This is a genomic window from Fibrobacter sp. UWH5 (genome assembly GCF_900142505.1).
Classification (GTDB): Bacteria; Fibrobacterota; Fibrobacteria; order Fibrobacterales; family Fibrobacteraceae; genus Fibrobacter.
The window spans coordinates 59,244-74,671 of record NZ_FRBB01000015.1 but is presented as its reverse complement, the minus strand read 5'-3'; the positions used below and the strand labels follow the sequence as shown (position 1 = coordinate 74,671).

The 15,428-nt window shown below is 50.5% G+C and carries 12 protein-coding genes and 1 tRNA gene; 11 read left to right on the top strand and 2 right to left on the bottom strand.

Annotation, left to right across the window (positions count from 1 at the left end; genetic code table 11):
- The first annotated feature begins 35 nt into the window (after positions 1-35).
- The 7 genes from BUB38_RS11850 (at position 36) to BUB38_RS11820 (ending at position 5,701) form a co-directional block, all read left to right on the top strand.
- Positions 36-1,052: a ParB/RepB/Spo0J family partition protein gene (locus BUB38_RS11850; protein WP_073160794.1), complete on the top strand. Its 1,017-nt coding sequence runs from the start codon at positions 36-38 to the stop codon at positions 1,050-1,052.
- Between the two features lie 28 nt (positions 1,053-1,080).
- Positions 1,081-1,875, top strand: coding sequence for a M23 family metallopeptidase (locus BUB38_RS11845; RefSeq protein WP_073160792.1), 795 nt, complete (start codon positions 1,081-1,083; stop codon positions 1,873-1,875).
- A gap of 51 nt (positions 1,876-1,926) precedes the next feature.
- Entirely contained in the window at positions 1,927-2,304 is a 378-nt protein-coding gene (locus BUB38_RS11840; protein WP_073160790.1) for a bactofilin family protein, read from the top strand.
- 355 nt (positions 2,305-2,659) lie between these two features.
- On the top strand, positions 2,660-3,403 hold the full coding sequence (locus tag BUB38_RS11835) for a metallophosphoesterase family protein (RefSeq protein WP_073160788.1): 744 nt from the start codon (positions 2,660-2,662) through the stop codon (positions 3,401-3,403).
- Between the two features lie 47 nt (positions 3,404-3,450).
- Positions 3,451-3,523, top strand: a tRNA-Met gene (locus BUB38_RS11830).
- Positions 3,524-3,584: 61 nt separating this feature from the next.
- Positions 3,585-4,070: a hypothetical protein gene (locus BUB38_RS11825; protein ID WP_249269405.1), complete on the top strand. Its 486-nt coding sequence runs from the start codon at positions 3,585-3,587 to the stop codon at positions 4,068-4,070.
- A gap of 5 nt (positions 4,071-4,075) precedes the next feature.
- Positions 4,076-5,701 carry a DUF3943 domain-containing protein gene (locus tag BUB38_RS11820; protein ID WP_139258428.1) on the top strand — a complete coding sequence of 542 codons (1,626 nt, stop codon included), beginning with the start codon at positions 4,076-4,078 and terminating at the stop codon, positions 5,699-5,701.
- Between the two features lie 63 nt (positions 5,702-5,764).
- Here the strand turns inward: BUB38_RS11820 and BUB38_RS11815 are convergent, their stop codons facing one another.
- Positions 5,765-7,312: a histidine-type phosphatase gene (locus BUB38_RS11815; protein WP_254794951.1), complete on the bottom strand. Its 1,548-nt coding sequence runs from the start codon at positions 7,310-7,312 to the stop codon at positions 5,765-5,767.
- Positions 7,313-7,417: 105 nt separating this feature from the next.
- On the opposite strand from BUB38_RS11815, the gene BUB38_RS11810 reads away from it, so the two are divergent.
- The 3 genes from BUB38_RS11810 (at position 7,418) to tmk (ending at position 12,240) form a co-directional block, all read left to right on the top strand.
- Positions 7,418-8,299 carry a DUF4421 family protein gene (locus BUB38_RS11810; RefSeq protein ID WP_175547684.1) on the top strand — a complete coding sequence of 294 codons (882 nt, stop codon included), beginning with the start codon at positions 7,418-7,420 and terminating at the stop codon, positions 8,297-8,299.
- 192 nt (positions 8,300-8,491) lie between these two features.
- On the top strand, positions 8,492-11,455 hold the full coding sequence (secA, locus tag BUB38_RS11805) for a preprotein translocase subunit SecA (RefSeq protein ID WP_073160782.1): 2,964 nt from the start codon (positions 8,492-8,494) through the stop codon (positions 11,453-11,455).
- 155 nt (positions 11,456-11,610) lie between these two features.
- Positions 11,611-12,240: a dTMP kinase gene (tmk, locus tag BUB38_RS11800; protein WP_073160780.1), complete on the top strand. Its 630-nt coding sequence runs from the start codon at positions 11,611-11,613 to the stop codon at positions 12,238-12,240.
- A gap of 354 nt (positions 12,241-12,594) precedes the next feature.
- Here tmk and BUB38_RS11795 read toward each other — a convergent pair whose 3' ends face one another.
- Complete coding sequence (locus tag BUB38_RS11795) at positions 12,595-13,521, bottom strand: DMT family transporter (protein WP_073160778.1); 927 nt, start codon at positions 13,519-13,521, stop codon at positions 12,595-12,597.
- Positions 13,522-13,722: 201 nt separating this feature from the next.
- On the opposite strand from BUB38_RS11795, the gene BUB38_RS11790 reads away from it, so the two are divergent.
- The gene (locus BUB38_RS11790) at positions 13,723-15,378 is read left to right on the top strand and encodes an endo-1,4-beta-xylanase (RefSeq protein WP_073160776.1); all 1,656 of its coding nucleotides are present in this window, start codon (positions 13,723-13,725) and stop codon (positions 15,376-15,378) included.
- The last annotated feature ends 50 nt before the right edge of the window (positions 15,379-15,428 follow it).

Sequence of the window (15,428 nt, the reverse complement as noted above, 5' to 3'; positions counted from 1 at the left end):
GTCAAGCTAACTATATATATAAGGAAATTATTTTTATGGGTAAGAAGTCTTTTTCTCTGGGTCGTAGTCTCGCTGATATTTTGAGGGATCATTCTGTTGAACAGCCTAGCAATCCCCAGGAAACTAATCAACAATCTGAAGCTAATGCTGTCGAAAACGCCGAAACTGTTGATAACTCCCAGAAAATTATCGAAATTGACGTAAATCTCATCGACCCCAACCCGTTCCAGCCCCGTAAGACTTTTGACGATGACGAACTGGTTGAACTTGCCGAAACCATCGAGAAGCATGGTCTGATCCAGCCTATCGCCGTTCGCAAGGTGGGCGACCGCTACCAGATCATCAGCGGTGAACGTCGTACCCGCGCAACCAAGCTGGCCGGTCTCGCTACTATCAAGGCCCAGGTCTACGAAAGTCTGGATGACAAGATCATGGGCGAATGGGCCCTCATCGAAAATATCCAGCGTGTGGACCTGAATCCTGTTGAAGTTGCACAATCTTATCAACAGTTGATCGATCTTCACAACTATACCCACGATGATTTGGCCAAGACTGTTGGTAAGTCCCGCTCTGCTATCACCAACGCACTCCGCCTGCTGAAGCTCCCGACCCAGGTTCTGGATTGGATTCAGGAAGGCAAGATTGCCTCAGGTGCAGCCCGCGCACTTTGCTCTGACAAGGTGGACAATGCCGAAGAACTGGCAAAGCGCATCATCGAGGAAGGTCTGAACGTCCGTCAGATCGAAGCCATTATCCGCGGTGACGAAGTTCAGCCAGCACAGGCTCCTGCCGAATCTTCTGAAGAAGTTCCCGAAGTTCACACTGGCGAAGAAGTTTCCGGCGAAGAACCTGTCGACGCACCGGCAGCAGAACCCAAGCCCAAGATCGAACTTTCCGCCGACCTGAAGAATTTCGAAAATCGTCTCGAAACCTACTTTGGAACCAAGGTTCAGTTGAAACCCACCAATCCCACCCAGTCCCAGGGTACCATCGTCATCAACTACTATAGCATGGACGACCTGACCCGTATCCAGGAATTGATGGACCGCTAATAGGCGATTCCGTTAGACAGAGGAAACTGTGAAAGGTAAGTATTACACCATACAGATTATCCCGGAAGATTCCAAGGAAATCAAGAAGTTCCGTGTTTCCACCAAATGGTTCACGTTCCTCAAGATTTTCCTGGTAGTCCTGATTGCCGTTACCGGCGCCTTCATCTATAAGATGGGCCATGTCACCAAGACACTCATCCGTTACGAGAAGATGCGCGTCACCAACGCCCAGCTGATCAAGCAGAATCAGAACTACGAGGAACTGTTCAACCGCATGGACTCCCTCTGGGTTCTGGAAGAAAGAATCCAGAACCTGCTAGGCACCTTCGTAGAAAATGATTCCAACAAGGTCAACAGCCTTATCGACAAGAATAAGTTCGCCCACACTCCTTCTGAGAAGATCGATGTGGACTATGAAGGCGGCTGGATTCCCATGGAAGAAAAACTGCGCCTTGAAAAAATTCCCAACGTGATTCCCGTGGTCGGCATCATCAGCAAGAAGTTCTCTGAAGAGAACGGACACATGGGAACAGACTTCTCGGCCCAGCCCGGAAATCCTGTATTTGCATCGGGCAGTGGCACCGTGGAATTTGCCGGGCAGAAAGAAGAACTTGGAAACACCGTCATCATCAACCATCAGAACGGTTACGTTTCGAGTTATTCCCATATGAAGGAAATCCGCACCCGCAAGGGTCGCAATGTCGGCAAGGGTGATATCATCGGTACCATCGGTGCAACTGGCAATGCCAGTGGACCCCACTTGCACTATACTATAACGAAGGATGGAAAGGAACTGGATCCCGAAACATTCTTCAACTATTAGTATCTTATAGAATTAGATTTAAAAAAAATTTCACTAACCAAAGAGGAAACAATGGCAGTTAAGGAACAGGAAATTACCCAGATCGGTCATAGCGTAACCATCAAGGGCGACATTAGCGGCAAGAGCGACGTTCGCGTAGCCGGTACCATCAACGGTAGTGTTGCAATTGAAGGCGAACTGATTATCGAAAAGCAGGGTTTCATCGAAGGCGAAATCAAGACTACCTCTGCAGTAGTTGCAGGTTCCGTCAAGGGCAACATCGATTGCTCCGAAAAGCTCATTCTCGAAAACAGCTCCCAGTTTGTCGGTAACATCAAGACCAAGCTCCTGATCATCCAGGAAGGTGCAGTGTTCCAGGGCAACTGCCAGATGGGCAATCTCCAGCAGTCTCAGCAGCCTGCTTCCGCTTCTAAGGAAGTCAAGCTCTAATCAACACACATACTAATAAATACTATGTATATATATATATAGTATTGAATATTGGTTTCGTGAATAGTGGATAGATTTGTAAAGTTTAATTTATAACTCATTGATGCTCAATAAGATACGAAGATAATTCAGATGTGTACAAATGTTGAAAACTTCAAATCTATTCACAATTTTCAACGTTGATAAGTGTTGAAGCTTAGTTTTCAATGTGAATTCACAAAACTTTCACAAAACGATGTTGAAGATTGGGAAAAAAGCACATTATCTTTGTTGATTTGGCTCACAAAGGGAAAAATTTTGAAAAAATATATCCTTGGGTGGCTAAACAAAAATTTATATTGTACTAGCAATTTGTATGGAAACTAAAATTCTCAAAATAGGCCAGATAACCGATATCCATATCGGTGAAGACGAGAACTTGGTGCAGGGCATCGATGTTCGCGCCAACTTTCTTAAGGCCTTGAATTCCGAATCTATGAAGGATTTGGACCTGCTGGTCCTGTCCGGTGATTTGGCTAATGAGGATGCAGAGCCCGGCGCCTACAAGTATCTGGCAGACCTGCTCAAGGATTACCCGGTTCCATACTGCGTTATTCCCGGAAATCACGACCGCATCGAAGTCATGGAGCAGTTCTATGACCTGAAGGGCAAGGTCCACGATGGCAAGTGCTACTACCGATACGATATCGCCGGTAGAAGCATTTTCTTTTTGGATAGTGCCTGCGGCGACGTTTCTCCTGAACAGCTGGTTTGGCTGAAGGAAGAGACGGCCAAGGTTTCTGGTGAGATCTTGCTTTTTGTACATCACCCTCCCTGTTTCTGCGGTCACCGCTTCATGGACTTGCGTTATCATATGCGCAACATGCTTGATGTGCAGAAGGTCCTGGCTGACATTCCCAACCTGACTCATATCTTTACTGGACACTATCACAGCCAGTTCGAGGTCAAGCTTGGACGTCAGACGGTTCATGTTTCGCCGGCGACACAGATGCAGATTGACCCCAATTGCCCCTATTTTAACCTGAAAAGTTCGGCTCCTGGGTGGCAGGTGATCAAATGGGGCGAAAATTTTGTAGAAACTGAAGTTTATTTTCACTAAACCCCTTGAAAATATTTCAGTAATTGACTAAATTTGGTTCAACCTTCGGCGGCTTAGCTCAGTTGGTAGAGCGTCGGAATCATAATCCGCAGGTCTGTGGTTCGAGCCCACAAGCCGCTAGTAAAGGAAGGTCCAAGAAATCAAACCCGTGAGTTCTTGAGACTTTCAAAAAGAGGCAGCTATGTCTGGACGTATAAAAGGAATTAACTTTAACCTGGCGACGTTTAAGACGGCTGCCTCTTTTTTTGTTTTTGCAGTTCTGGCTGCATTTATGGCCGTGAACTTTACCGCCTGCGGCGAAGAGCAGCAGAGTGTGCCTGAAATTGCTCAGATGCACGTAAGTTCTCCCAAGACACAGCCCATTGTTCCGGTGGAGACTTTTAACGTTCCTTCTTCTTCTGTGATCAGTGCCGAAAAGGCAAAGTTCTACGCCAAGGCAAGTGCCGGCTTGGTAGAACTGGGCTATCGCTGGTCTGAACGAATCGACAAGGCTAACGATTCCGAAAAGATTTTGATCCTGAACGCCTACAATGTGGCCCGTGACCAGCTTTGCGCCCGTGTGGGTCTGGCTGGTGTGGCAGAATTCAACTGGATTACCTCCGTGGCTCTCCCGGATCCCAAGAACAAGGCTGTTTTTGAGTCTGTTGGCCTGCGTCCCAATAACTAGTCGAATTGGATAATTCTAAATATGCAGTCATGAAGAAGTTCATGACTGTTTTTTTCGTTCTGTTCTTTTTTCAGGTTTGCGCTTGGTCGCAAGCGGTCACCCATAAAGAAAAGAAAAATCTTGTAGAAGCTGCCAAGTCTATCCAGGATTCCATAGAAAGGGAACCTGTTATCAGCGTGAAGGATGTGGCGCTGTGGAAGTTGGAGATTAGAGCCGCAGACTCTGCACGTATCGTGGATTCCTTGCGGACTGCCGGTTATGGCGCCGAATTGGACGAATTTTTTTCTAGGGATACGGCCAAGGTTGAACCGGTTTTTGCCCCGGTGGTTGCCGGCCAGATTCTGGGCCAGAATGTTTTTGTGTGGGCCTGGGATTATTATGTGCTGGACAAGAATTACGCCCACACAGGTCCCAGCTATTGGAAGCGGAATTTTAGGGAAGGCTGGAAGTGGGATCATAATCACTGGGCCATCAATTTTTACGGGCACCCGTATCAGGGTTCCTACTATTATAGTGCCGCCCGCGCCGGCGGTTACGGTTTTTACCAGAGTGTAGTTTGGGCGGCTCTCGGAAGCAGCATCTGGGAAATGTTCTGCGAGACGGAATACCCGGCGCCCAACGACTTGATGACGACTTCTATTGGCGGCTCCATGTACGGCGAAGTCCTGTACAGGCTTTCACGATTGGCTTATAGCAACTCCGATGTGCCTTGGTACAGGGAATTGGCGGCCTTCATTTTCCACCCTATGGCTTATAGCCAGAGGAAGATGTTCGGTAGTCGGGATTTCAGGACGGGCTGGGTGCCTGTTGAACTTGTGATTGCTGCAGGTGGCGGCTCCCGATTCGGTAGTGATTACCGTATTGGTAACCAGGGGGCCGATAATCTGGACCAGCAGTGGAACGATCATCACGGCATGACCTCATTGTTCCTGGAATACGGAAAGCCCTATACGAGGGTGAAGGAACCTTTCGACTATTTCAAGGTGGAGATGTTCAACGAGACAGGTTTCGAGGGGAACGTATTGCAGCTTGACATTATGGGAAAGCTGAAAAATGCGGGCCTGCATGGTCGCGGCCACTGGTTGGATTTTTCTCTGAACCTGAACTTCGATACTTTCTACGGGGACTTGGCTACGGTGAGCACCTTGTCATTGGGAGCCGCCCTGGATATTGCCCTGTGGCTTACGCCGGATTTACGGTTCCGCATTATGAACCAGATTTATTATATCATGTTGGGTACAGCTGACATGGGATATGACGACTTGATCCAGGAAGTGCATCCGGAGTACGTTTCGGACAAGGACAATTACCAGTACAATACTGGCGTGAAATACAGCCTGATGACAGAAGTTCTGTACAAGAAAAAATTCAGGGTCTATAATAAAGTCGTCGCAGATGTGCTGCATACCATTCCAGGCTCCACACCCCACTATGGCGCGGAGGGTTGGGACTTCCTGGTGGTGAACCAGTCTGCCATGGAATACAGGATTCTGGATTGGCTTGATCTGGGTAGCCGACTGGACACTTACCTAAAATTGGCGGCCTATTCAACGGACTTGTTCGAGCCCATGAGCCGCCGAATTTTCAGTTTTTCGACGTACCTGAATTTCCACTTGATGGGCGGCAGGTAACGGAGCGGCTGATAACGATGGCTGGCAGGTAACGGAGCGTCAGGTAGTGTCTGCGAGCGCGGATTATTCGGCCAGGATTTTTCCGTAGAAGTTCTTTACGTCTTCCCAGCGGTAGTAGGGGGCGGCGGGGCACTTTACCTTTTTGGCGGGGGGCGGCGGAAGCATTACGCCGGGGGCCGCAGGCTGGGCAGCGGGTTGGGCTGCCACCATGCCGGGCTTGATGTCGGCCTTGACCTGGGCGGGTTCTTGGGCGGGTTCGTCGCCGCAGGGGATGGGTGCGGTAACTTCACGTTCATTGTACAGGAACTTGACCAGGATTTCGGGGGCTGCGCCCTTTGCCGGCTTGGCGCCTGGCTTCTTGTAGAAGATCATCTGCAGGTTTGCTGCCATGGGGATGATGCGGAAATCAGTCCACTGTTCGTGAAGCTTGCTCAGGTCGGTGACCTTTGCATTTGCGACGGAAAGCTGCATGAGACCTGCCAGGGGGAGGAGCCCTGTGTCGTGACCGAAACGGAGGGTGGCTACGGTGTTGGTGGCGGCGTCTGCATCGGTGGCGCCTGCGATGGCGTTTTCGGTTTCGCTCATGATGTGCTTCAGGATGGGCTTTGCGGTGTTGATGCCGTCATTACCGGTAAGGGGGCATGTGCCCAGGATGCTGTACCACCAGGCGTTCTGCGCCTTCCAGCGCTTGATTTTTTCTTCTTTGGGGAAGAGTCGGTCGAAGATAATCAGGTCGTTGTCGTCTTCCATGCCCTGGATGCTACCTGCGATTTCGAACATCTTGTTATAGAGATTGGAAACGTCCACGTTCTTGGAAACGTAGGCGGTGTCGGCGAAGATCGTCCGTACGAAATTGTCGGTGGAGATATCCTTCCACAGCTTGTCGTTTTCGGCCTTGAATTCCGGGGTTTCGGCGTAGTTCTTTGTGATGTCGAAATTGAAGGTGTTGATATGGCCCATGAGGCTCTTGCCTGATTCCATGCGGATTTGGGCGGTGGGCACCTGGGACTTGAGGCCGCCTACGAATGCGGACATGCTGACGATGCAACGGCCCGAAGTGCTGGCGAAGGCGTCCACCTGGGGCGGCAACTTGACGTTCTTCTTGACTTGCTTGCCCTTGGCGTTGACTTCGGCAATTTTGGCGTTCTTGCTCTTGAACACATCGGGGAAGTTCTTGGCCATTCGCATGGCGATTCCCTCGTGCTGCTTGACACCCTTCTGGGTCAGGTCTCCTGCGCGGCTTGCGGCCTTGTCTGCCAGCAGTTTTGAAGACAACATAATGTACTTGCCCGTGACGGAAAGAGCCTTTGCGGAATCGGCCTTGGCCAGAGTCTCGAAGAGGTAGTTATAATCGTCTGCGCTGTAATGGTAGCGGCTTCCGTGGCGGCCGTAATGGCTGATATAGAACGGCTTATAGCCGGCAGGCGCCTTGGTGTATTTGACGCTCTTGTCCGGTTCCGGGTAGACCAGGTAACCGCTAGCGGTATATTCCGGATGATCTTTAAGTTCGTCGTCTGTCGTTTGGGCGACAGTAAAACCTGCCATGGCGAAAATTGCAAGGAGGGTAACAGAAAAAATGGACTTGGGTGTTCTACTAACTGAGCTGTTCATATCATAACCTTTTCCATAAAGATAGATTTTATTCTTGTGCATTTTTATATTTGCCCCATGCTTTGTCGCCTTGTATTTGTACTATCCCTTATATGCGCATGCGGAATGGCGTTGGGGCAGGGGCAGGATTCCCTGAAAATAGGGGATGGTGATAGGGCGACTATTGTTGAAACGGAACATGAAGATGGAATTGTCGAGTTCAGGAGAAAATTTTTAATCCGTTTTCTGTGCAATTACAACTTCGTCAGTTTCTGGAGTAGCGAGTTTGATGGTGGGGCGCTGAAATCCAATCGCCCGGTAGATGTGGGTCTCGGTCTCGGCTACGGAGACTTTTATTGGGACTTTATCTACGCACTTCCATTTACGTCAAATAACAAGAGTTCGAAATCGATTTCCTTCGAGACAGGGTTCGATTTTTTCCCTGGAAACTGGTGGGTCAAGGGAGTGTACCGCAGTTATAGCGGATTTTCTACTGATGTGGGAGATAGCAGTTTATATGTAGATCTCTGGGAGAGGGATGTCTATGTTTCAGCTCTATGGCTAGGGACATCCAATGGGGAATTTTCCCCGAGGGCGGCTTTCTTCTTGGATCGCAGGCAGCGTCATTCTGCCGGAAGCCTAATTCTTGGCGGCCGTATTCAAGGAACGAAGACAAAGGACAAGGATGAATTTTTTCCGTATTATCAGGAGCCAAAGGAAATTTTTAGCAGCTGGGTGGATATGGGCTATACCTATACCTGGGTCTTTGACAACAAAGCTTTTTTGAACTTGTGGGGCGTGGCGGGCGTTGCCGTGGGAGGCGATACGGAGGAGGATGACTATATGCTGCTTCCGGAAATCATTGGCAAGCTTGCCTTTGGCTATATTGGTGAGATTTGGTCCTGGAATAATGTTCTGGAAACGGAATATATGCCTGTGATATTCGACAGCCACTGGGAACAGAAATTGGTGTGCGCCTACAAGATTCTCATTGTTCGTCGCTTTTAAATTTTCCTCCCAAAAAGTGGGCCCTCGCTTTTTATAAAATAATGCACATTTGTACATTTATTTTTTATCGGTAATTTTAACCTTTGTTTCACAATGCAACTTTTTTTATTGGCATGAAAGTTGCTATTTTACGCTCGTATAATTTTAATCAGTGACCGCGGGCTGCGCCCTCGGCCGTAAAAAGGAAACAAAATGAGCATTGTAGATACCGTCCTACACAAGATTTTCGGTACACCCCATGAACGTAAAGTGAAGCAGCTCCGTCCGGTGATTGCAGAAATCAACGCCGCCCGCGAGGCCCTGGAAGCTCTGGATGATGCAGCCCTTGCTGCAAAGAGCGCCGAATTCCGCGAAAAGCTGAACAATGGTGCCACTCTGGACGATATCCGCGTTGATGCCTTTGCTGTCTGTAAGGAAGCTTGCGACCGCCGTCTGGGTATCTTCAATATCTTCAAGCCCGAAAACAATTTTGATTTCAGCAAGCTGGGCCCCGAGCTCCAGGATTGCGTGAACGATGCCAAGGCTCAGCTGGCTTCCGGCAAGAATGAATGGGAAATTTACCTGCCCGCCGCCCTCTATGCCAAGGTCCGCGAACTTTACCCCAAGTCCGTGAAGCCCTTCCGCATGATGCCCTTCGACGTGCAGATGATCGGTGGTCTTGTGCTCCACGAAGGTGCCATTGCAGAAATGGCTACCGGTGAAGGTAAGACTCTGGCTGCAGCTCTCCCGGTTTACTTGAATGCCCTTTCTGGTAAGGGTGTCCACGTGGTGACCGTGAACGACTACCTGGCTGGCCGTGACGCCAAGCAGATGGGTATGGTCTATAAGTTCCTGGGCCTTACTGTGGGTCTGATTGTAAATGGTCTGGATCCGGAACAGCGTCGTACCAGCTACAACTCCGACGTGACTTACGGTACCAACAACGAATTCGGCTTTGACTACCTCCGCGACAACATGGCTGTGGATCCTAGTCAGCTGGTGCAGCGCGAACTGAACTACTGTATCGTTGACGAAGTGGACTCCATCCTTATTGATGAAGCCCGTACTCCGCTGATCATTTCTGGCCCTGCCGAAGATGCTACTGATAAGTATGCCAAGGCAAATGAAATTGCAAAGAAGCTTGTGAAGAACAAGGACTTTGGTGTGGATGAAAAGGATAAGGTCGTGCAGCTTACCTCCAAGGGTGTTGCAAACATCGAATCTATCCTCCAGATTACCAACCTTTACGGTGAACACGCAGACTGGGTTCACTTCATTGACCAGGCTCTTAAGGCATGGCACCTTTACGAACGCGATGTGGACTACATCGTACGCGATGGCGAAATCATCATCGTCGACGAAAACACTGGCCGTCTGATGGAAGGCCGCCGTTACAGCAACGGTATGCACCAGGCTATCGAAGCCAAGGAAAATGTGCAGATCCGTCGCGAGAACCAGACTCTCGCTACCATCACCTTCCAGAACTACTTCCGCATGTATAACAAGCTGTCGGGCATGACCGGTACCGCCGAAACGGAAGCAACGGAATTCATCAAGATCTATAACATGAACACCTGGGTGATTCCCACCAACAATCCTTGCATCCGTAAGGACGAACAGGACCTGGTGTATAAGTCTGAAGATGCCAAGTGGCGCGCCATCGTGGCAGAAATCAAGGAACGTCACGCCAAGGGTCAGCCTCTTCTCGTTGGTACCGCATCCATCGAAAAGTCTGAACACCTCCATGGCTTGCTGGAAAAGGAAGGCGTTCCCCATGAAGTGCTTAACGCAAAGAACCATGGCCGTGAAGCTGAAATCATTCAGTATGCCGGTCATAAGGGCAAGGTGACTATCGCTACCAACATGGCTGGTCGTGGTACCGACATTGCCCTGGGCGAAGGTGTTACCGAACTGGGCGGCTTGCATGTGCTGGGTACTGAACGTCATGAATCCCGCCGTATCGACAACCAGCTCCGCGGTCGTTCCGGCCGTCAGGGTGATCCGGGTTCCAGCCAGTACTTCCTGTCTTTGGATGACAACCTGATGCGTATTTTCGGTGGCGATAACGTCAAGAACCTCATGAGCCGTTTTGGCGTGGGTGAAGACGAAGTGATTACCCATCCCATCGTTTCCCGTTCTATTCGCGGTGCTCAGCGTCGCGTGGAAGGCCAGAGCTTCGATATCCGTAAGCACTTGCTGGATTACGATAACGTGATGAACGAACAGCGTAAGGTGATTTACGGTCTGCGCCGTCGTATCCTGAACGGTGAAGATGTCCGTTCCGAAATCAAGAACCGCATCGAAGACGCTTGCGATATCAAGGTTTCTCAGTACATTGCCGCCAAGAGCTATCCGGAAGACTGGAAGCTTGAAGATCTGCATGTGGATCTGCAGCGCTCCCTTTCTATGGAATACAACCTGACCTTGGAAGAAGCTACCACCAAGACTCCCGAAGTCGTGCTCCAGGAAATTATTGACCTGTGCATGGCCCGTTACGACAAGCTGACCAGGATCATTCCGGAACAGGATTTCCGTCAGATCGAACGCCGCTTCCTCCTCATGACCATCGACCAGGTCTGGAAGGAACACTTGTATGCCATGGACCAGCTGAAGGATTCCATCCGTTTCCACGGATACGCACAGAAGGATCCTCTGATGGTTTACAAGAACGAAGGCTTCAAGATGTTCGAAGGCTGCATGGAAAAGATTGCGACCTTGACTGCCCTCCGTATCTTGAATATCCGCATTACTATTCCGGGCCCCAATGGCCAGCAGATTACCGTGTCCCCGGACCAGCTGCAGCTTAAGTCTCCGGAACAGGTGGAAGCCGAACGTAAGGCTATGGAAGAAGCCAATGGTGCCGCAGCGGAATCTGGTGAACAGGTGAGCGCTGAAGGTGCAAAGGCTGCAGGCCTTGCCGGTGAAGCTGCCTCTTCTGAAACCAACGCCATTTCTGAAGAACAGCAGGCACAGTCTGCTGCAACTGAACAGTCTGGCGCCGCTCCGGAAGCCGCTGCTGAACAGCCCCGTGTCCGTCGCACCTATACTGACCCCCGCGTTCTTGCTGCCCGTCGCGCTGCCGCTCAGGCTCCGAAGATTGGCCGCAATGACATGTGCTGGTGCGGTAGTGGCCTCAAGTACAAGAAGTGCCACGGTAAGGATCTTGGCGAAGAATAATCAGGTGTGAGGTCGCACCTTTGGTGCTTTGAGGTGTGAGGTCGGCTTTTGGCCTCTGAGCTACGATGCATAATTTGTTTTGCTCACACCTCAAAGTGATTGCCGAAGGCAAGAACGGCCTCATTGCTCGAAGCGAACGAAGTGAGCGACTTCTAATGAAGACAGCAAAGCGATTCTTTTCTCTGGAAGGTATTGATGGTTCTGGCAAGTCTACCCAGATTGACTTGCTGGTGGCCGCCCTCGAATCTGAAGGCTATCAGGTGGTGCGCCTGCGTGAACCTGGTGGCGCCAAGATTTCAGAACGCATTCGCGAACTTCTGCTGGACCCTGCCTTCAAGGGAATCATGGCAGACGATACCGAGCTGTTGCTGTATAATGCCGCCCGCGCCCAGGTGATCGCAGAAATTATCAAGCCTGCTCTGGATGCAGGCAAGGTGGTGATTGCGGATCGCTTTGCGTGGAGCACTTTTGCTTACCAGGGTTATGCCCGCGGGCTTGGTGCCGACAAGGTGCGGCGTCTGACGGAACTGACCTGCGGCGGATGCTTCCCGGAATTGACGGTGGTGCTGGACTTGACTGTTGAAGCCAGCCGTGCCCGCACTGCAAAACGTGGCGAGGCTCCCGACCGCCTTGAAAGCGAGAAGGCTGACTTCTTTGAACGTGTACGTCAGGGTTATCTGGCTGCCGCCCGCGATTATAGTGATTGCGTACAAGCTATCGATGCCGACCGCACTCCCGATGAAGTCTTTGCGGACTTGCTGAAGCTGGTGAAGGCAAGACTTTAGTTTGTTCAAATTTGCAGCAAGAATTTTTAGGCTCGCGGTTTAGAATCCGCGGGCTTTTTTTGTGCCATGGGCGACTTTCCCGCTACTTTTTCTTAAAAATGGACTCCAAAATTTTTTTTTAAAGCAATTTGGAGCCTATTTATACATATAAATTAATCGTAAAATGTTTTCTTTTCGCCTTCTCGTTAAGATGTTTGGACTCCATATGTGGCTTTTTAACCTTTTGGAGCCCAAATTATTTACCATAATAGCAAGCATATTTCGTATAAACTAAAATTATGGACTCCAAAGTTAAGCTTACAGGAAAAATGGAGTCCATCTTGGCCACATTTTGCATTTTTTCGCGAAGGTGTCCTAGCTGTTGCTTGCTTTTGCCCTGTTTACGGTATAGACGCCAGCAATAATCAAGGCGATGGCAGCGGCCTGGCTCAGTCCAAAGATTCCGATTCCCATGAGGACTGAAATGACAGTGGACGTAGTAGGTTGTACGTAATTATACATGGCCACCACGGTGGGCTGCAATATTTTTTGCGCTCTTGCCATGAGCAGGTAGGCGATGAAGGTGCCGCCGAAAACCACGAAGGCGGATTCGGCCCAGGTAATGGCGGAGATTTCTGGGAAGGGGATTTCCGCGACGCCGCCAAGGGTGAGGGGTGCTACCATCAGCGTGGAGAAGGTAAACATCCACTTCATGCAGGTGATTACGTTGTACTTACTGATGAGATTCTTGAAGAGTCCCAGGTAAATGGCGAAGCTGCACTGGGATGTCATACAGAGAAGGTCTCCCAGGATGTTTCCGGCCTTGGCGTTATTTGCGGTGGCACTTCCGAGAACGAGCATCAGGGCGCCAGATAGGCCTAGCCCAATTCCAAGGACTTTCATGAGGGTGATCCGTTCCCGCAGAAAAACCGCCGACGAGATCAGCGCGAAGATGGGGAGGCTTGTGGCCACGATGGAAGCGTTGATGGGCGATGTGATGGAAAGGCCCACCGTAAAGCAGCACTGGTTGCAGACAATGGCGAAAAGCCCGGCGCCTGCAAACTTGAGGATGTCCTTTTTAGGCGGCTTGGGTTGTGCGGCTTCCAGCGCGGGGAAGAACACCTTTTGAACCAGGGAGGCGATCCAGAAACTGATGGCAGCTCCCGCCACCCTGAAGAACGCCATATCCAGGCCGGTAATGCCGTGGGTCATGGCTTCCTTGCCGATAGGTGCCATCAGGCCCCAGATGGCAGCGGCACCGAATATGCAAAGGTGTGCTTTTAGGTTCGTGCTGTTTTTCATAAGACGGATTTTTTAAAGTATGCGCCTGGTTTTGTGCGGACCAAATTTAGAAAAGATGTTTCCTTGTTTCCATTGGAAAACACTTATTACACTGTTTGCGTTTTTATTCCCGGCGCCATATTGTATATTGGTAAAACAAGTTATCTTTGTATTTGTAAAACGGAATGGGCTATGCCCTCACATCAACCTTCTGGAATAAAAATGCTGAAAAAGATTATCGCAATTTCCACTGTCGCAGCCGCATCCTCTTTTGCGGGCCTGCTTACCAATGGTGACTGTAGCTACGGTGACGGTGGCTGGTATATCTGGAATAATCCCGATGGTCCTGCAAAATATACCAGCAAGCTGTGCGAAGCTGGTTTCGGTACTGACGCCGGTGACGGTGTGGCCAGCGAAGGCGTTCGCCTTGAAGTGACTGATCTGCCCAACCCGTCCTGGGGTCTGCAGCTTCAGCCGCCCAAGTGGCTGGCCGATTCCGCCTACTATACCTTGACTTTCAAGGCCAAGGGCAACATGCCTATTAACGCCATCGTCCAGGGCGGTGCTCCCGACTGGCGTCAGAAGGAAAGCGCTTCCTTTATGCTGACCAACGAATGGAAGGAATATTCCATGACCTTCCTCGCCGACCAGAAGGGTTACGGCGTGAACAACATTACCTTCCATGTGGGCTTGGCCAAGGGCTGGCTCCAGATGGACGATGTGGAAATCACCAAGGCCGAAGGCATGAATGATACCACCTGGTATGCCAATAATGCCGCCCGTATCGATAGCCTGCGCAAGAAGGACTTTACCTTGACCTTGCCGGATTCCATGAAGGGTGCTTCCGATGTGAAGGTGGAACTGATCCGTCATGCATTCCCCTTCGGAACTGCACTTGCGCTGTATCCCTCCAAGGACAGTATCGAAACCTGGTACCGCAAGACTGCCAATAAGTACTTCTGGTATGGCGTTCCCGAAAACCAGTTCAAGTGGCCGGAATACGAACCCAAGAAGGGCAAGATCCGCCGCGACGAATTCAAGCAGTATCTGGATTATGTAGACGCCTACAAGTGGGGCTTCCGTGCCCACACCCTTATGTGGGGTATCCAGGGTTACGGTTACGACAAGCACTTCAGCATGAAGGGCAGCTGCAAGGAAATCGGTCAGAAGCTGAAGGCCCGTATCGATCGCGACCTTAAGGAATACAAGGGCCGCATCAAGGAATATGACGTATGGAACGAAGCCTTCCATGAACCGTTCCTCTTTAACAAGTGCGGTTGGGACCTTCTGGATAGCGCCCATGTGTGGGCTCATCGCGCTGATCCCGACGCCCGTCTGTTCGTCAACGAATATCAGGTTGTCTCTGCCGGCGAAACCGAACGTCTCTATGACCTTGTGAAGGGTATGCTTGACCGCAAGATTCCTGTTCATGGTATCGGTGTGCAGTGCCACTTTGGCGACCGCGCCATCAATCCTGCCTTTATCCGTGCCCGCCTTGACCGCCTTGCTGAACTTGGTCTTCCCATCAAGGTGACTGAACTTGACTTTGGCGACTGGCAGAAGGGCATGTACTTTGGCGAAGACGAACAGGCCCGCCGCTACGAAATCGTGCTCCGCTCCTTCTTCAGCCACCCCGCCATCGAAGGTATTCTGCTGTGGGGCTTCTGGGATAACCGTCACTGGGTCCAGAACGGCGGTATCATCGCTTCCGATGGTCGTGAAAAGCCTGCAGCCAAGTTGATTTACGACCTGTGGCACAAGGTGTGGACCACTAACGGAACTTTCAAGGCTGAAGGTGACGTGGTTAAGTTCCGCGGCTATCCGGGCAAGTATAAGGTGACCGCAAACGGCAAGTCCGCTGTAGTGGAACTGAAATAATTTGGGTTCGCAGGAACCCGGCCTCGGCCGGGTTTTACAAAGCAAACTTT